Annotated in this window: 13 protein-coding genes, 1 tRNA gene, 2 pseudogenes and 1 riboswitch; of the genes and pseudogenes, 10 read left to right on the top strand and 6 right to left on the bottom strand. The window is 41.1% G+C overall.

The features are described 5' to 3' along the window. Positions 1-41 precede the first annotated feature (41 nt). Complete coding sequence (locus HWQ58_RS19085) at positions 42-722, top strand: HEAT repeat domain-containing protein (RefSeq protein WP_292865893.1); 681 nt, start codon at positions 42-44, stop codon at positions 720-722. 75 nt (positions 723-797) lie between these two features. After that, on the top strand, positions 798-1,364 hold the full coding sequence (locus HWQ58_RS19080) for a phycobiliprotein lyase (RefSeq protein ID WP_292865891.1): 567 nt from the start codon (positions 798-800) through the stop codon (positions 1,362-1,364). A gap of 236 nt (positions 1,365-1,600) precedes the next feature. On the opposite strand, the gene HWQ58_RS19075 is transcribed toward HWQ58_RS19080, so the two are convergent. Then, complete coding sequence (locus HWQ58_RS19075) at positions 1,601-2,104, bottom strand: 2TM domain-containing protein (RefSeq protein ID WP_292865888.1); 504 nt, start codon at positions 2,102-2,104, stop codon at positions 1,601-1,603. A 310-nt stretch (positions 2,105-2,414) separates the two neighbouring features. Between HWQ58_RS19075 and HWQ58_RS19070 the strand changes: the two genes are divergently transcribed. Both HWQ58_RS19070 and HWQ58_RS19065 read left to right on the top strand, forming a co-directional pair. Further along, entirely contained in the window at positions 2,415-3,131 is a 717-nt protein-coding gene (locus HWQ58_RS19070) for an ROK family protein (protein ID WP_292865885.1), read from the top strand. Between the two features lie 860 nt (positions 3,132-3,991). Beyond that, on the top strand, positions 3,992-4,546 hold the full coding sequence (locus HWQ58_RS19065) for a peptidoglycan-binding domain-containing protein (protein ID WP_292865881.1): 555 nt from the start codon (positions 3,992-3,994) through the stop codon (positions 4,544-4,546). Between the two features lie 67 nt (positions 4,547-4,613). On the opposite strand, the gene HWQ58_RS19060 is transcribed toward HWQ58_RS19065, so the two are convergent. The 5 genes and pseudogenes from HWQ58_RS19060 to HWQ58_RS19040 all read right to left on the bottom strand — a co-directional run bounded on the left by HWQ58_RS19060 (position 4,614) and on the right by HWQ58_RS19040 (position 14,147). Beyond that, positions 4,614-7,034 (bottom strand): sucrose synthase, encoded by a 2,421-nt coding sequence (locus HWQ58_RS19060; RefSeq protein ID WP_292865878.1) that lies wholly within the window; start codon positions 7,032-7,034, stop codon positions 4,614-4,616. A 425-nt stretch (positions 7,035-7,459) separates the two neighbouring features. Next, positions 7,460-8,786: pseudogene (locus HWQ58_RS19055) on the bottom strand (IS701 family transposase). A 499-nt stretch (positions 8,787-9,285) separates the two neighbouring features. Beyond that, positions 9,286-10,431 (bottom strand): annotated as a pseudogene (locus tag HWQ58_RS19050) (ATP-binding protein); the annotation flags it as partial. Positions 10,432-10,645: 214 nt separating this feature from the next. Next, the gene (locus tag HWQ58_RS19045; RefSeq protein ID WP_292865875.1) at positions 10,646-13,615 is read right to left on the bottom strand and encodes a PAS domain S-box protein; all 2,970 of its coding nucleotides are present in this window, start codon (positions 13,613-13,615) and stop codon (positions 10,646-10,648) included. A gap of 459 nt (positions 13,616-14,074) precedes the next feature. Next, positions 14,075-14,147, bottom strand: a tRNA-His gene (locus tag HWQ58_RS19040). 124 nt (positions 14,148-14,271) lie between these two features. Between HWQ58_RS19040 and HWQ58_RS19035 the strand changes: the two genes are divergently transcribed. The 6 genes from HWQ58_RS19035 (at position 14,272) to HWQ58_RS19010 (ending at position 18,652) form a co-directional block, all read left to right on the top strand. Further along, entirely contained in the window at positions 14,272-14,655 is a 384-nt protein-coding gene (locus HWQ58_RS19035; RefSeq protein ID WP_292865872.1) for a DUF4359 domain-containing protein, read from the top strand. A gap of 206 nt (positions 14,656-14,861) precedes the next feature. Further along, positions 14,862-15,539, top strand: coding sequence for a pentapeptide repeat-containing protein (locus HWQ58_RS19030; protein WP_292865869.1), 678 nt, complete (start codon positions 14,862-14,864; stop codon positions 15,537-15,539). A gap of 190 nt (positions 15,540-15,729) precedes the next feature. Beyond that, positions 15,730-16,476: a sirohydrochlorin chelatase gene (locus HWQ58_RS19025; RefSeq protein WP_292865920.1), complete on the top strand. Its 747-nt coding sequence runs from the start codon at positions 15,730-15,732 to the stop codon at positions 16,474-16,476. After that, positions 16,473-17,252 (top strand): uroporphyrinogen-III C-methyltransferase, encoded by a 780-nt coding sequence (gene cobA / locus HWQ58_RS19020; RefSeq protein ID WP_292865866.1) that lies wholly within the window; start codon positions 16,473-16,475, stop codon positions 17,250-17,252. The genes HWQ58_RS19025 and cobA overlap by 4 nt, the downstream gene beginning before the upstream one ends. Before the next feature lie 49 nt (positions 17,253-17,301). Then, positions 17,302-17,474, top strand: a riboswitch (cobalamin riboswitch). Positions 17,475-17,495: 21 nt separating this feature from the next. Next, complete coding sequence (locus tag HWQ58_RS19015) at positions 17,496-17,915, top strand: DUF1636 family protein (protein WP_292865863.1); 420 nt, start codon at positions 17,496-17,498, stop codon at positions 17,913-17,915. Next, a complete protein-coding gene (locus HWQ58_RS19010) occupies positions 17,912-18,652 on the top strand; it encodes a cobalt-precorrin-6A reductase (RefSeq protein WP_292865860.1) in 741 nt (246 codons plus the stop codon). The genes HWQ58_RS19015 and HWQ58_RS19010 overlap by 4 nt, the downstream gene beginning before the upstream one ends. Positions 18,653-18,756 lie beyond the last annotated feature (104 nt).

Raw genomic sequence — 18,756 nt, 5'->3', positions numbered from 1 at the left:
TCGGGTAAATTAAGATAAGTAAAGAAAACGCTTTGAACTAAATGGCAGCTCTAAGCTTACAAGAAATTTCTACTCAGCTAGAAAGTCCGAATTTACGCGATCGCATGGTAGCCCTTGCTAATCTGCGTCACGTTGCGGCTGAAGATGCAGTCCCTTTGATTAAAAAGGTACTAGACGACGAATCTTTGCAACTGCGATCAATGGCAATATTTGCTCTGGGAATCAAGCCAACACCAGAATGTTATTCTATTTTGGTAAAAATTCTCGAAAATGACCCTGATTATGGTATACGCGCTGATGCTGCTGGTGCTTTAGGATATTTGGGTGATGCCAGAGCCTTTGAGGTACTTTCACGGGCATTTTATGAAGATACTGATTGGCTAGTACGTTTTAGTGCAGCTGTTTCTCTAGGTAATATTAAAGATCCCCGTGCTCATCAAATTCTTCTTCAAGCATTGGATAGCAAAGAAGTAGTGTTGCAACAAGCTGCAATCTCTGCGCTGGGAGAAATTCAAGACATCGAGTCTGTAGACAAGATCCTGCGCTTCGCCGAATCAGATGATTGGTTAGTGAGGCAGCGTTTGGCAGAAGCCTTGGGAAATCTTCCCACTCCCAAAAGTGTCTCAGCTTTAAAATACCTGGAAAAAGACAATCATTTCAACGTTGCTGAGGCAGCCAGAATTGGCCTGAAGAAGCTTGAGCAAATAGGCAATCAAGCTTAATATTAAAGCTTCCTGCTACTTTTTAATAATAATTAAGTGGGAATTTTAGCATTTTGATGCAGGGTAATTTCATTCATGAATATTGAAGAGTTTTTTCAGTTAAGTGCTGGTAAATGGTTTTCTCATCGTACTAGTCAACATTTGGCTTTTAACCAATCGGAACATAGCAAGTCAGATATCATCATTGAGGCGCTGCCATTAGATCATCCAGAAGCGATCAAGCTGTGTCAAAATTACAACATTAATCCTAGTTCTGCTTCCTGTGCTACCAAAATTACCTGGAACGGCACAATGGACAAGGATCAAGCAAAACACACTGGTTCAACTGTGTTAGTTTCGGTACCTGATGCGGATAATCCGGCCCAAGGCAGGTTACTGAGAGAAATAGTTGATGCCAATAAAACTCCAGTTGCCGGACGCTATAAAATTGACAGTGATGGTGCTTTGATTCTAACTACAGAGGATGAAACCATCTTCTCAGAGGAACGCCTGTGGTTTGCTAGCCCCAATTTGCGAATGCGGGTAAATGTCCTCAAGAGTTTTGGTGGATTTAGCATCACTACCTTCACTTCTGAGATTCGTATGGGTGGCTTTCCACCCCCTGAGAAGGTTTCCGAGGCGGCTAATTCAGTATCTAGTTAATTTGATCGCAAAATATTCCCCCCTTTCTGGCTACAGTGTACACACAAGTCAAATTACCCCCCTTAATCCCCCCTTAGAAAGGGGGGAAACAGGAAATCTAGTTCCCTCCCCTTTGCAAGGGGAGGGTTAGGGTGGGGTAAAAACCAGATTCATAAACTACTTCAGACTTGTGTGTACACCGTAGCCGTTTCTGGGCGAATAAAGTAGAGATGGATTAGCGTTAGAGAAAGTTTTGATTAAGCCTGTAATACCTTAAACCACTTATTCAAAACTGTGCTAATGGTTTTCTTAATCTGATGGTTACGACTCCACTTTTGGAATGCCATTTCATACTCTTCACCTTTAATTTGAAAGGTATTCCAGACATCAAGCCCTACAGGCAATCCACAGAATAGCAAAATGTACAGCGACCAAGAAATTCCGCCACTAGTGATTAAATTAAGCAGTATAAAAAAGCCATTGAAAATTGCATATTTGCTTAAACGCTTCTGAAATCTTCTGATGCGGTAGGCGTCAAAAGCTTTTCGCTGTTGAACTTGGCCCTGTTGTAATACCCAATCGCGTTCTGCTAATTTTAAAGACTCAGGTGAAATTTCTAACTCAGCAGCAATTTCTAATATATGCTCATAAGAAAATTCTGTGTCTTTATCATCTGCTTGACGAGCGATCGCTAAGTGCAGAATTTGTTGGACATCTTCTTGGCTATACGAGCGGATGCTTTGAGGTTCAAACGCCGTCATAATTCTTTCTCTTATATAACTTTCAATAGAAATTTGCTGCTTGATAGATTTTAAGCAGCTACGCCAGTACTATCTCTATTATTCTTAGATTAACAAATCTAGATGCTGTCCGGCATCGAATGTATGGGATTTTTAACTTTGGGCATTGGTAAAGAGGCAGAGGTGCAGGGGGAAGGGTGCACAGGAGAAGAATTTTCCTCCTGCTCCCCCCACTCCCCACCAATATAAAGACTCTCCAAATATCCAAGATATTATCAAATGCAGCAGAGCATAATAACGAAATAACAAGCATTAACAAGGATGTAACTCAATGGTTGAAGAAAATGGATCGATTCGCACCCTATCGGTTGATATTGGCGGTAGTGGCGTTAAGGCTATAGTTTTGGATATTATGGGGAATACTGTAACTGAAAGGGTTCGTTTAGATACACCCAAACCTGCTACACCGGAGGTTGTAATTAATGCAATTGTTGCGTTAGCAGGCGCTCAAGGTGAATTTCATCGCGTTTCGGTCGGTTTTCCTGGTGTGGTGCGGTCTGGAGTCACGGAAACAGCAGTAAACTTACATCCAGATTGGATCGGATTTGATTTGGAAACAGCATTATTAAAACACTTAAACAAGCCTGTACGGGTGATTAATGATGCAGATATGCAGGGTTTTGGTGCGATCGCAGGTAAAGGTGTTGAATTGGTGATTACTCTAGGTACGGGGTTTGGTTCGGCTTTATTTGTAGATGGTAAGCTAGTACCAAATATGGAAATGGGGCATCATCCGTTTCGCAAAGGAGAAACTTTCGAGCAGCAGTTGGGGCGTGCAGAGTTAGAAAAAATTGGTGAGAAAAGATGGAATAGGCGTTTAGAAAAAGCGATCGCATCTTTGCAACATCTGTTTAATTATGACTACCTTTACATTGGCGGTGGTGAAGCTGTAAGAGTGAATTTACAGCTACCGTTAAATGTCAAACTCATCCCCAATATCACTGGTTTATTAGGCGGTATTGCTTTGTGGCGAGATGAAAAAAGGTAAAAAGTTTTTCAATATCCATAACTGAGAGTACTAAGCGATATCTAAGGGCGGCCTACACCTACACGCTTTTTATTAAGGTACATCCTTTCTCAAAGTTTCACAATGGTATAAAAATTAACACAGACTAGACAAGAGAATTGCACAAACATTATGTTCAGTGCCCCTGTGTAATTTTGTCATGTAGTATCTAAACTTTAACTCAAATTTAATACCGTGCAACAAGGTTGTGCGGTTTCATTCTTTTGAGGTTAAAGTGTGCGCTTTCCGAGAATAGGTTAAAAGAGCGACATAAGTTGTAATTGATGAAAAGTTTATAACCCCCTGTAATATTGTGTTCGACTAAAGACTTGTCATTTAGATCACAGTTCTTGCTGGGAGCAGGGCGAAAGAGGCTTTTGGGATTTTTGCACAGATGCGGTAATCATAAGTAATTAACCGAACTTGATATAAAATAGAAAAAAGTGTTTGAAATTAATTAAGAGCTTTTAATCAATAGTTAAAAAACTGACTCGATGAATTGAGTAGTATTTTTACTGGCAGTAGAAACATGATAAAAGCAACATCAGCATACCAAGCACGATCCAAATATAACTAGGTAAATTTGTTTGATGGCATTCCCAGATGATCGTATAGTATGTTATTGTCTAAACCATTGATTTAGATAGTATGTCTGATAACTTGATGGCTTGATTAAGTATATTAATCTGATTAAATAGAATCGGAGGTGAGCAAATATGAACATGAAAATATTATCTAGAAAAATTAGTACATGACTTTTTTATTTGGTCAGTATGTACTATGCTGAACAGCAACAATGTTGTTGGTTAAAAGAAATATTGGTTAAAGTAAAATAAACTAAAATGACTGAAATTGGCCTGATGATGACGGGCGAGTTAACAATAAGACAAGCATCTGGGGCCAATTTGCCACAGCAGCAATTATTTCAGATGGAAAATGACGTAAACCAGTCAAAACACAGTCAGTTAGAGATAGCTGCTAAAGTTACACCACCTGAATTCATGCAGACAGATGGGATTTCCCAGGCTTCTCCCTCAGCGTTGAAACTAGAAAAAGAACACATACTTCAGAAAATCAGCAAAAAGAATCTGGGACTAATTTCTTCTAACTTAGGTAAGCCTAAGAAGTATTTTCAGTCTGGAGGTAAAGTCCGTACAAAGGCTACAGGACGGTTCCAGAAGTTTAGTAGCCAACCCCTACCGACTCTTTATTTTGGTAGTTCTGGTATTGCTGTCAGAGCCTTACAACAGTTATTAGTATCTAACGGTTATGCTGTGAGGGTGGATGGGATTTTTGGCGCACTAACAGAGACTGCTGTCAAAGCCTTTCAAAACCAGCAAAATTTAGGAGTAGATGGAGTAGTTGGTCAACGAACTTGGAATGCGTTGACAATTTAGTTATTTGTTTATTGTTCTTAGTCATTTGTCTTTAGTTATTAGCTAATGACAAATGACAAATGACAAACTAACGATACTTATGCTGCTCTAATAGCTGTTGTGCTCTTGGCTTGTAAATTAAATAGAACAAAGCCTCAATATAGCGCAATAAATCTTCCCGATTTTCCTTTGAGGTAAAGTTCCAAAAACCATAAATCCGTGCTAACGATAACAGCTTGGTAGTGTGAATTTTCCAAGTATAGGTGCTGTAAACTCGCTCAATTCCTCGCTGCGAAATTTCATTCCAATAGTTAGGATATTGTTCGCATTTAGTGATAAATTCCACAATTTTTGTGGCTGTTTCCTCTAAATTCGTTGGGTTAATCAAAAATCCATTAACTTTATCTTGAATAATCTCCAGTGGCCCGCCAAACTGTGTGGCAAAAGTTGGCAATCCTGAAACCATCGCTTCTAAAATTGTCAAACCAAAAGCTTCAAATAAAGCTGGTTGTACAAAAATTCCCTGACGATCGGCAATCACTCGGTAAATTTCACCGGAATCGGTTTTAGAGAGACGCACACCCAACCAACGAATTTTCCCGTGGAGATTGTACTGGTCAATTATTTGGTAGAGTTTGATAATTTCGCTGCGTTCTTCGTTGTCATCTGATTCTTCAACGCGTAACTTACCCGCTACCAAAATTAAGTTACAATGCTCTTGTAATTCTTTACTTTGACCATAAAATTCAGCTAAACCTGTGAGGTTTTTGATGTGGTCAAGACGCGCCATTGAGAAGAGAGGGCGCTTGTTAGGATCGTCTAGTTTGCCAAAGATTTGCGTGGCATCTTCCAGAGTAAAAAGCATTTCTGCAAGGCGTTGGCGATCGCTCTCCACGCGGTCTTTAGTTTGGGTGTAGGGGAAGTAATTATTTTCGTTTACTCCAGGCGGTACAACATTAAATTTGGGACTAAATAATTCAATGCCATTGGTAACATGATACAACTCCGGCATGGTGAAGCATTTATAAGACTCGTACTGTCCCACACTATCCGGTGTTCCGACAATTTCTTGGTAGGTGCTGCTAATCACAAAATTGGCAGCATTCATGGCAATCAAATCAGCTGTGAATTGCAAAGAAAAATGATATTTATCTTCTAATTCTTGCCAGTAGAGGTTGCTGAACAAGTATTTAGATTTTTCTAAAGCATGGGCAACATTGCATTGAGTAACTTTCAGCCGTCGCGCCAGCAAGAATGCTACTAAATTCCCATCAGTATAGTTTCCAACTATTAAGTCAGGTGTGCCGTGAAATTCTGCCCGTAGTTCTCTTTCAGAATCAATGGCGAAAGTTTCTAGATAAGGCCAAAACTCAAACCGAGAAATCCAGTTTTGAGTCATGTTAGGATTAAAATCCCGTAAAGGCACTCGCAAAATCCAGGCATTTTCGGTACCAAGGACTTTTTCTAGCCGTTGATTACATAGAGTACCATCACTATTGGGAATCAAGCGGGTGAGAATAATTACCTTTGGCTCGACATTCAATTTCTCTAAACCCGCAAGCAGGACATCTTCTTGTAGCTGCTTCTCTAGGCTCTTTGCCTGGTCAAGGACGTAAACTACCTGACCGCCAGTATCAGGACGCCCCAACACTCCCTCTTGCCCAAACCAACCGTGAGCTGACACCAAGACGATTCTAAAAATCATCGGGACACGAGAAATTAAGGCTTCTAGAGTCTGAGGATCGGCAGAATCAATCAATTCATCGAGAATATTTAAAGTTTCTCGCACTCGCGCTGCGGTGTTACCCCAACCTGGCTCAAAACCCATTGACTGCAATTGGAATCGGAATTGTTCGTAGGGTTCATCATCGGGGCGATTATTAACAAAGCCGATAGCTTTCTTAACTTGCTCGGAAAGTTGCTGCTGTGATTGAATGCGATCGTTAAGCAGCAGTTGAATACCGTTGTAGTGGTGCAGCCGCAGGAAATTCAATAAGCTGTCCAGCAATTGTTTGGAGTCTTGAAATATTTTGCTGGACAGATAGCGGTTGAGAAATTGTACTCCTTTACCAATATTTTTGGGGTCGCGGATAACTGGGGTGTAGTCATAAAACGGGCCGAAGTCCAATTCTAGCAGGTCGCCCTCGTTGGGATGAAATTTGTTCACCAAGCGATCGCGCAAATCGAGCAAATCCTGCACCGTCATCGGCTCAATGCTTAAGTCTGATGTCAACCAATAAACTTCTTGGCTGGCAATCTTAGAACGGATGATGAAACAGAAGTTTGATTCCTCCTGAATTATTTCCTGAGTATAGTAAATAAGTTTGCCTAACTCAGAGGAAGTGTAAAAAGCTTCGGGTTTTTGGGACTTGGAGCAATACTCACTATATACATTGAGTATGTCGTTCCGCAGCAAGTACTTCTTTTCTTGTTGGCGTAATTCACTAAGAAAGGAACGTAAATCACTTCTTTCTTCACTATCTAAGACTGCTTGAAGCAATTCAGACATAGCAACTCCACTAAATGACGATGTTTGCATTGCTAACTTTCTAAGCGAGACAAATAAGCCTCCACCTTTTGTTAGACACATATAAACACGAAATAACACAGATAAATTATATTTATCTGTGTACCTACAAGTATCAACTTTTTAGCAGACACTTAAATCGTGTTCTTCTTTACCTAAAGTATCTATGACTCAGTATTTTTGGATCTCACTAAAGGAATACAATTTTTATTTCTTTTGATAGATGTTAGTGAATAACTCCATCATAATATTTGGGGCACAAATTATCACACCCTCAATAGCTTGATGTAGTCTTTAGTATATCATTTATTTGCGTATATTCTGATTGTCAACACATCTAGAAGGAAAATATTTAACTAACCCTCTTCTGTCACTTTCCGGGGCAAGTAAGTAGTAAATAAACTAAACTATCCAGAAGCATAAGAGAGTTTAAATTGATTCATTGCACTAATTAAATGATTGAATCCCAGCAATAAATCGGAATTGGGGAAAAAATTTAGCCAGGGATAAATTAACCAAAATAGTAAGAGAGGTTGCACAATGAGACGCAGATTATTTAAAGTATTCTTCCATCCACATTCATGGTTCCATTGTTGATGATTAGAAAAATTAACATAACTATTTTCTTGTACCTCCGGTTCGATTTGACGAATATTTAAGCCTAAAAATGCTGAAGAATTTAAACTAATCATGGTGTAAACACAAAAAATAATTTCCCACCATCTCTCAATATGTTGGAAATTAGTAAAACGATAATCTGTCCAACCTAGTTCCTGTTTACACTGTCGAAAACCATATTCTACCCAGGTTCTTAATCCATATAGGTCGCCTAAAGTTTTCTTCAGATTTCCTTGAAGATTTGTCATGACGTAAGAAGTAGAATTCTTCGGCATGGTTTCTGGGTCGGTAGTTATTTGCCAGTAAGTTATGGCTCTTTTTTTACCATAAATTATTTCTCTAATGTATCTAGTTTCTGATTTTTGATTGCTAAATGTTCTTTCAAATTTACACCACTTATTCGCCCTAACGCTCTGAAATACTGGCAGCCAGACTCCATGATTACTTCTTATTGCTACAACATAATCTAATTTATATTCAGCTAGTTTTCTAATAAATTGACTACTTTCACCATATAAACTATCTGCCAGTACCAGTTCAATATTAAAGCCTGATTCAATTAATTCTGTAATAATTTCTGATGCTAACTCTATTTTTGTTTTATATTTATCTTCTGATTTTAGCGTCCCTTTAGGTTTGAATACTTTTACAATTAATGGAAACGTTATATTACAGTAAACTCCATAAGTATTGACTGAAACTATCCCATTATCAATTTTTCCTACACTCCCTAGATATTGTCTTGCACTTGCCGCAGTCTTTTTACCTTTTTTCCTGTCTCCAGTTTCATCTATTACTAGCGTCATGGCATTTCCATCTAATGCAATCTTTACGTTTATTCAATCTTTGACTTTTTAATTTATCTACTGACCAATCTGAATTGGCTAGAAAATGGTGTAATGACTGTGCTGAATTTATACTTACTACTTTCGCTATTTTTGGTAATGATTTTCTTTGGATTTGTGACATTATTCCCAAATGTAAATATTTGAAGCACTCATAATTTCTTACTTCTTTAAATAAGCCTTTATACTCTGCACAATATTCATCTACGATCGCAACTGTTGGGTGGGCATCTCTCGACAAATGTTTCAGGATTTGTAATTCTACATCCATTGCTCTGCTTACCTGAAGAGAGTTTTTTCTTTTAATTCTTTTATTCAGAATACCCGGAAAGTGACAGAAGAGGGCTAAGTAAGTTGGCACAATAAAACCAAACTGTGTGAAGAAAAGTAAACAAGGCTCAAACCCTTTTTCTTCCTGCTCTCTGCTCCCTGCCCTCTGCTTTATCCCAACGATAATTATTTACGCCGACCTACTTATCAAGCTCTATAAGACTTGTAAATCAATATTTTTTTAATTATTTCAGAGTGCTAATATTCATTTTTATAGTGCGTATAAATAATTTATTCTTAGAATAATTGTAAGAATTCAGCACCCAGAAGTCAGGAGTCAGCCCCTTTGGGGAAGTCAAAAGTCAAAAGTCAAAATTAATAATCCTCATAAATAAATTTAGGGGCTTGTATCATGAGTCTTTTTCGGTCATCCTTTATAAGGAATCTAGAATAATTTAGAATAATTAGTATATTTATTCATCAAATCTTCTTCTGATTTTTTAACTATTTTGAATTTTGAATTCTGAACTTTGAATTCTGCTGTAAGTCCGCATTTCGACGACGATCGCCACCAAAGCTTCTGGATCGATAGGTTTGGGGACGTGACGTTGAAATCCGGCGGCGATCGCAAGCTTGCGATCGAGTTCTCCGGCATAAGCTGTTAAGGCAATAGCGGGAATTTGTCCCCCTTGCTCAAGCCCAAGGGTACGAATTTGTCGCATCAGCATATAGCCATCCATCTCTGGCATCCCAATGTCACTGATGATGATGTTGGGAATAGATTGAGCGATCGCTTGCAGCGCATCAGTGCCAGATCCAACAGCAGTAACGATCGCGCCACGTTCCTCTAAAACAAAAGCGATGAACTCCCGCGAGTCTGTTTCATCATCAACGACTAAAATGTGAATGCCGCTCAAATCACTCTCTTTAATCGGTGATTGATTTAAGATTGGTGCTTCAGTTAACTGAGGCGCAAGCGGAATTTTAACCGTAAATGTCGCTCCTAGCCCAACACCTGGACTGTCTACTGTTACGGTTCCACCGTGCATTTCCACAATTTGGCGCACGATTGCTAATCCCAAGCCTAGTCCGCCAAATTTGCGGGTGGTTGCGCCATCTTCTTGTCGGAAATGCTCAAACACGTAGGGCAAAAAGTCGGTACGAATCCCTTTTCCGGTGTCGGTGATTTGAATTTGGGCCTGATTTTCAACTTGAGATAGGGCAACCGTGACTTGTTTTCCTTCAGGTGTAAACTTAACAGCATTAGACAAAAGATTCCACACAACCTGCTGCAATCGCCCTGCATCCCCGATTACCACTCCCATAATCGCTGAAATGGTCGTGTGAATTTGGATTGATTTAGTTTCTGCGGCTAGCCGAACCGTTTCTAACGCGGCTGAAATCACTGCATTCAGGTCAATGGGTGAGGCTGATAAGCTCATTTTGCCTTGCAGAATCCGGGAAATGTCGAGCAAGTCATCAATTAGCTGCACCTGGATCTGGGCGTTGCGCTCGATCGTGGCGATCGCAAGATTCGTTTTTTCAGGATTAAGCTTTCCCCGTTGCAACAGTTTTGACCATCCCAGAATTGGATTCAGGGGAGTACGTAACTCATGGGAGAGAACCGCTAAAAACTCATCTTTAATCAATACCTTTGCCAAAATAAGAGCCTAGAAAAATTTTGGCAAAAACGGCAAAATGACTCATACATAAGCGTTTAGCTTACAAGGTGGTTTGGAAGCTCAAACCCTTGATACTGCGGACAATACATGAAAAAATCCTTGCAGGAAACCTTGAAGGAATTTTTAGGACTTATTGTTTTTGCCAAACCTTTGAGAACAGGACGTTAATACAATCAACTCAGCCTTGTAAATTGGCGAAGGTATTGTTAATGCGATTACTTTGATCTAACGCTTCGGCGCGTGCGTGTAGCTCTGCAACCAGGCGTGATCGTTCTAAGGCAACAGCAACTTGATTGGCAAGGGTTTGCATAAGGTCGAGTTCGTCGCGCGTAAAGCGATCGCGTTGACGAGTTCCCAGTCCCAGAGTACCCAAGACGCGCTCGCCTACCATCAATGGATGACACACATAAGCTCTGATACCGATTGACTGAACTCGAACAGCAAGTGGATCGGTCGTTGAGAGCGCATTTTCAACGATCGCTGGCTGGCGATGTTGCACCACATAACCACCCACCCCTTGCCCTAACTCCAAAAATTTCCCGGATAAAGCAACATCTTCTGAGATGCCCCCAGAGGTGTGTAGCTCAAGGCGTTGCTGGTCTTCTTGAAACAAGTAATTGAAGTAAACTTCGAGTCCCAAATGAGTCGAAACCTTTTCAAACAAACTGGCTAAAAATACCTTAGGATCTTCGTTGAGCAAGAGATCGTTAGCGACTTCTGAAAGCAGCTTCAGCCGTTCGTTGCTGGCTTTGACAGTCGCTTCGATTTGCTTGCGATCGGTAATGTCTCGCGTCACACCTGCCACTGCTTCTACCATCCCATTTACGCCCAAAAGCGGGACGAAAATGTATTCATGAGCGCGCGTGCCAAATGCGCTTGTGTACAGCATTTCATCTTTGAGCGGTTGGCGCGTTTCGATAACTTGCTGAATCTGTCTTTGGAGTCTGGTTGCTAAATCTATTGGATAATCCAGGTCAAAAAAGTTTTTACCAAGGGTTTGAGCCGAAGTTTTTTGGAAAAGGTCGAGCAACGCCTGATTGACGTAAGTGAACCGTCCAGACAGATCGAATGTGTAAATAAAATCGGTTACGGAAGAGGCGATCGCGTCAAACTTTCGCAGTTGTCGTTCGAGTTCGGTGGAAATCTGTCGCCAAGCGTTTTCGGCTTGTTTGCGTTCGGTAATATCTGCCAGTGCTCCAGGAAAAGTAAGCGGTGTGCCATCAGCTGCATATTCAACGCGACCGCGGGCGGCAAGCCATCGCTCCTCACCTGCCAACGTATAAACACGGTACTCACTGATAAATTCTTTACCAGTTTCAATCGCCTGATTAATTGCGGCGACCACTTGGGTGCGGTCTTCTTCGTGTATCGCCTGTATAAACAGTTCAATTGGTAAACCGCTTGCCGCCTCCACAGAGTCAACACCAAACAAGTGAGCAAAGGCTGCATTCACGATCACCAGATTCTCGGCAATCTTCCACCGCCATGTGTAAATCGCTCCTGCCGCTAAAACAGCCTCCCATTGCACATAGGCTTCCCGGAGGTCAGCTTCGGCTTGTTTGCGATTGGTAATATCTATTGATATCCCGACCATGCGCTCAGGATTGCCCGCCTCGTCGTAAATCGGATGCCCGCGAACGATTACCCAGTGCGTACTGCCATCGTTCCAAACATTGCGGTATTCCACATCGTAATCGGTGCGGTTGGTAATCGAGTCTTGAATTGCCGCCTGCACCCAAGTCCGATCCTCTGGATGAATCCGCTCCATCAGAACTTGGTGTGAGAAATCAGCCTCAATGGGTAGACCATAATTGAATTTGCACTGGTCAGAAACAGACAGAACGTTTGTTTTGAGATCGAATTGCCAGGAGCCGAGTTTGCTGGTCTTAAGGGCAAGTTTAAGTTGCTGTTCGCTGGCTTGCAGTGTCTGAGCCGCTTGTTTGCGGATGTCTACCTGTTTTAAGATTAACTCAATACGAGCCAGTAGTTCGCGAGCCGAAAACGGCTTGATTAAATAATCATCGGCTCCTGCTGCCAAACCTGACACGCGAGACTCTTCACCCGCCTGCGCGGACAGCAAAATTACGGGCAATTCGCTCCTTTGGGGGTCAGCCCGCAATTGACGCAGCAACTCAAACCCATCCATCCCCGGCATCATTAAATCGCTGAGAATCAAATCTGGGCGCTGTGCCTGGATCGCAGCTAGAGCCGCAACCCCATCTGTGACTACCTCAACCTCATACCGTTGACTCAACAATCGCCACAGATAATCGCGCATATCGGCGTTGTCATCTGCCAGCAAAATTCGGGCGGGTAAGGAAGATGGCGCGATCGCTGAAGGTAAACTCCAGTTGGAAGCGATCGGTTCGGATGAAGCTTCAATCCCTGCCGCTTCCAGTTGCGAAAACTCAAGCAGTGTGTTGACTAATTTTAGCAACCGAAGTCCATTTCGCTGCACGAGTTCAAGGCGATCGCGCTGTTGCGGTGCTAATGGAGCTTGAATGTCGAGTAATAGGTCTTCGATTGGACTCAACATCAGCGTTAAAGGCGTGTGAAATTCATGCGAGATATTGCTGAAGAATACGGTCTTAACGCGATCGAATTCTGACAACGCCTCATTCGCCGCTTGCACTTGTTCGTTGACCTCTTGTAACTCCTGCGCTCTAGCATAAATTTCCCTCTCCATTTGCTCGGTGTGAGACTGGAGTGATTGATTGAGCTGACGCTGCTCATTTAGCTGTTGCTGCACCCGCACAAACTCGGTGACATCTTCGACTCGGTGAATAATGTGCGTCATTTCACCGTTTTCATCAAAGACTGGGGAGTTGGTTGGCGTCCAGTACCGCTCCTCAAAACCACCGCCTTCTGATTCGGGGCGGCGAATGTCATACTTCTGCACTGCCATCGTGTGAGGCTTTTGATACTTCAGTACGCTTGACAACGAGGTACGCAAATTCTGAATTCCAGTACCATTGGGATCGTCGGGATTGTCTGGAAAAACCTCGAACAAATAGCGACCAACAACCTCTTCTCGTTTGGTCTTCGTTGCCCAAAAGTAAGCATCACTTCCCCCGATAATCACAAAGTCGAGTGAGTAGACGATATACAATCCCGGTATTGATTCAAATAAGGTTTGAAAATTCAGCATCCCTGACTCTGATCGGTATTAACTTTTTGGCTTAAAAAGCTATTAAAACAAACAACAGTCCAATTAAAGGGTGCTGCAAAGCGTAAATTTATAGCTTCAACAGTCCAGAGCTTGGGTTTGAGAGAACAGAGGCTTGCAGAAGCAGAATTAGGATGGAATCGAGGCACTCACTATATAGTAAAGGAATAAGAGAATTAAAAGTGGTATTACTTGCCTTGATCGCATCAGCCCAAAAGGATGTAAGGCATTGCATACCTAAATTTTAATTTAGCAAGTAAATTTGCTTATATACATAAACTTATTTAATAAGATAATCTAATTAATTATTATAGGCTTGCAATCCTTGCAAGTCTATAAAGCTATTAGATGACAGATTATTGTTAAAGTAATGCTTATGAGGGTTCACACCATACAACCCACCTTTAATAGGAGTATAGCTATGAATATGAAATTATGTAGGGCGAACGATGGGAATTGAACCCACGAATGGTGGTACCACAAACCACTGCCTTAACCACTTGGCTACGCTCGCCATTCAACAATTTGAATTATAGCAATAATTTGGCAAGCGATCAAGAGTTTTTGTTCAAGGAACGGACTTAGTTGATTTAGAGTCTCTGGAGTCTGACGATTACAACGAATTTTACTTGGCAAATATGAAACCATTGACCATCATCGCGTATACTGGAGCAGCAGTAGGACTTGCCGCCTTGGGTGTGACAATGGCGAAAACCAATCCCAGTCAGGTTGAATATGAAGAATATGCAGTTCAACGGCTGACAAAATACTTAAAAACTGATGTATGTAAAAAAACTACGAATGTTATTGAAAATTTAATCCGTTTTAATTGCGATAAATTGGTTGACTCGGCTAGCCCGCAAATCCAAGAAATTATTGCCAAGACCACAGAAAGGCAAGATTTCGTTATTTTTAGCATTTACCGTACAGATTTAAAAATAAATTCTTGGATACCTTCGTATCAATTTGAAACGGTAGGGGCTTTCGCTCAATTTTATACTTACACTGCCGAAGAACAATAAGGTAAGGAGTAGGGGGAGAATATAAAGGTATTGTAACTTTTTTTAATTTTATTCTTGATACTTTGTTGTAAGCTGCTTTTTAGGAGGAGTTGTATTTCTGATAAACCTCATTTTGTATTAATAGAAAAATAAAGAAATGCATTTTTTATTTGACTATTAGATTATTCCTAAGGTATTTTTAGATGAAATAATTTAAATTAAAAAATATGTCTAGCAAACATAGAGCTATTAATCCTCCTAATTTACCTTTATGTGAAACAATGAATAAGGGGATACCAGATAACCAATTATATGAATTAGAAAGCTATAAAAATGTACATTTATCAAATTGCCAGATTGAGGGAATTAAAGGAGTAGATTTTCAGTATGCATACTTTGATAATGTTAAAGCTATAAATACTTACTTTAAAAAACTTACTCTACAAGATGTTAGAATCGCTAAAAGTGATTTCGCCAATACTGAATGGGAAGAAAGTTCACTTAATAGAGTTGAATTTATTAACTGTAGGTTGCTGGGATTTAAAGCAATAAAGTCCAGATTTAAAAATGTTATTTTTAAAGGCTGCCAAGGACAATTATCACAATTCAATTCAAGTAAATTTGATAATGCTATTTTTGAAAATTGTATCCTTGAAGATTCTACATTTATAGAATCTTCTCTAATAAATGTAAAATTTATAAATTGCCAAATGAATAATGTTATCCTTGCTGATGCTAAATTTAAAAACACAGATTTTCGAGGTTCTAACATAGAAGGTTTACAAATTAATATAAATCAGCTTCAAGGTGCAATTTTAGATGTATTCCAAGCTGCTTATATTCTTCAAAGGTATGCAAATGTAATAGTTAAAGCTGTTGATGAAGAAACGATGGATAAGGCATAAAAATTGAAAGAAAGTTTTGAGTTGTCGTTGTGGAAGATAATAACTCTAGTACATAAGCTCTCTCTTCATCTCTTTTTTTGGCGAAGGCATTGTTAGCAATCGATCGCAGTTTCAATAATTACCAGAGGACTTAATTATCCCCAGCTTCATCTTAAAATAAGGATAGTAATTGAGAGTTCAATCTTTGCCGATGTCATCTGCCTATTTGCTATTATCTCACGGAAGTCGCGATCGCCGCCCAGAAATTGCTATGCAGCAACTAGCTAGGCTGATATGTCACAAATTAACAATAAACCACAACTCAGCAAATAGCGAACATTTGGTTGGCATCGCTGCTTTGGAAATGAATCCTCAGCCTTTACACGAGCAGATTCAACAATTTGCTAAGAGCGCTTTTGGCGATTGCCCAGTGTCTCAAAATGAAAATAGCCTCAAAATTGTACCGCTATTTCTGCTGCCGGGAGTGCATGTCATGACAGACATTCCCGCCGAAGTAGCACTAGCAGAGCAGACTCTTGGTCAAGATGTGATCATTGAGTTGCAACCATATTTAGGCTCTCACCCCAATTTAGAGAAATTGCTGGCAAAGCAAATAGCTGCTATAAAAACAGAAGCATGGATTCTCTTAGCTCATGGTAGCCGTCGCCCAGGTTCGCAAAAAACTGTGGAAGCAATGGCGGCGAGTTTGGGAGCCGTGACTGCTTATTGGGCTGGGCCTCCTAGTTTAGAATCACGAGTGAAAGAGTTGGTAGGTGCTGGTTATCGGGAAATTGCAATCTTGCCATACTTTTTATTCGCTGGTGGAATAACCGATGCGATCGCCACCTCAATAGAGGAGCTAAAATTACAATTTTCTGCGGTGAATTTCCAATTGGCAGAGCCATTGGGAGCAAGTGCAGAATTAGCCGAGCTAATTTGGGATTTAACACAGAGATGAACCGCACAATCACACAGAGGAACAAGTATTTGGGAAAGGTTTATTTAGTAGGTGCAGGGCCTGGAGATCCAGGACTAATTACCCTGAAGGCGAAAGGTTTGTTGGAATGTGCAGATGTAGTCATCTATGATGCCTTGGTGAGTCCGGCAATTTTGGCAATGATTAATCCCCAAGCCGAGCAAATTAATGCTGGTAAACGTGCGGGGAGACATTCGTTGTTGCAGTCAGAAACAACTCAATTGCTGATTGATAAAGCGCAGGATCGTGCAATTGTAGTGCGGCTAAAGGGTGGCGATCCGTTTATCTTTGGTCGCGGTGGCGAAGAGATGGAAGAATTAGTCAACGCTGGAATATCAACGGAAGTAGTGCCCGGTATCACATCGGGAATTGCAGCAGCAGCATACTCAGGTATCCCTTTGACGCATCGGCTCTATAGTTCGTCAGTTACATTTGTAACTGGTCATGAGGCGGCGGGTAAGTATAGACCGCAAGTGAATTGGAGTGCGATCGCTCACGGTTCCGAAACTATTGTAATTTATATGGGAATTCACAATCTGCCTTATATTGTCGAAGAATTAATTGCAGCTGGGTTGAATTTAGAAACGCCTATTGCTTTGGTGCGCTGGGGTACGCGCCCAGAACAAGAAGAATTGATTGGGACATTGAAAACAATTGTTAAACAGGTAGAGCAAACTGGATTTGGTGCGCCTGCGATCGCAGTTATTGGACAAGTAGTAAATATGCACAGTATTTTATCTGATTGTCGTCCAGTTTGATGGTTGGCGAAAAGCTTATTGTTTCGTATTCTCCGATAACCCTAGTGTATGATCGATAAGGTTATTCGGTTCTGGTGGGAGTCAGCTACCAGAGGTAACGGGGAAAGTTCGGTGCAAATCCGGCGCTGTCCCGCAACTGTGAACTAATTTGAGATTAAGGAACTAAATCGAAAATCTCAATTTGAGTGAGTCAGGATGCCCGCCGAAATAGATTTATCAGTTTCACATATCTGCGAGGTACAGATGACTACTACTGTAAATATTTCTCCAACTAGTCCAATGGAAGTTGCTGAACATACTTTATTTGTTTGCAAAACCTGTGCCAGTGTTTGGCAAAATGGAAAACGCCTTGGTGAAAGTGGTGGTGAAAAATTTCTACACCAACTTCAGCAGCTGGCACAAGATTGGGAGTTACGAGATCAATTCCCGATTCAGGAAGTTGAATGCATGAGTGCTTGTAATCGTTCTTGTGTAGTCGCCTTTGCTGCCAAAGGTAAATTAACATATTTATTTGGTGATTTAGCCGTTGATGGTAGTGCCTCTGCGGTACTGGAATGTGCTAGTCAATACTATCTTAAAGCAGATGGTTTGCTGCCTTGGTCAGAGCGTCCAGAAGCAATGAAGAAGGGCATTTTAGCAAAGATTCCACCTTTATCTAAATGATCCGCGTTTTGATTCTGGGTGGGACGGGTGATGCAGCAGAATTAGCTGCCAAAGTTACGACTATCCAAGGGTTAGAAGTAATCACCTCTCTAGCTGGCCGCACCCGTGAACCATCAGTACCGCTGGGCGATTTACGGGTTGGAGGCTTCGGTGGCGTGCGTGGATTGGCTAGCTATCTGCGAGTCATGCAAATCGACTTGTTAATTGATGCAACCCATCCTTTCGCTACTCAGATTTCCTTCAATGCGGCAGATGCGGCAATGGAAATTAGAGTACCCCGTCTGATGTTAATTCGTCCGCCTTGGGAAAAAGTAAGTGGCGATCGCTGGATTGAAGTTGATAATGTTGAAGCCGCAGCAATAGCCCTGCAAAACCAGGCACAGCGAGTGTTTTTGACAGTTGGTAGACAAGAACTGGCCGCTTTTGCTCACCTAGAGAAAATTTGGTTTTTGATGCGGATGATTGACCCTCCTGGCGATGATGCTTTAGTACCACCAGGGATGGTATTGTGCGATCGCGGGCCTTTTACCCTCAACAATGAAAGACAAATTTTGATTGAGAATAACATTGATACCATCGTCAGCAAAAATAGCGGTGGCGATGCTACAAAGCCCAAGATTATTGCAGCGCGAGAACTGGGCGTAAAGGTTGTGATGGTCAATCGTCCAGCTATACCGCCAGGGGAGCAGGTTAATAATGTTGATGCTGCTTTGGCATGGTTATTAGATCGCTGCTAAGTATATATCACAGTCCTAAATCATTTGTGAAATATTTTTGGAGTTGGCTGTCATTAGTTATAGCCGTAGCCACATAGGTTAGGACAATATTGATTGCTAAAAGC

This window comes from Nostoc sp. LPT (genome assembly GCF_017115165.1).
Lineage (GTDB): Bacteria > Cyanobacteriota > Cyanobacteriia > Cyanobacteriales > Nostocaceae > Nostoc.
The sequence above is the reverse complement of the archived record's forward strand: the minus strand, read 5'-3'. Positions and strand labels throughout refer to the sequence as shown.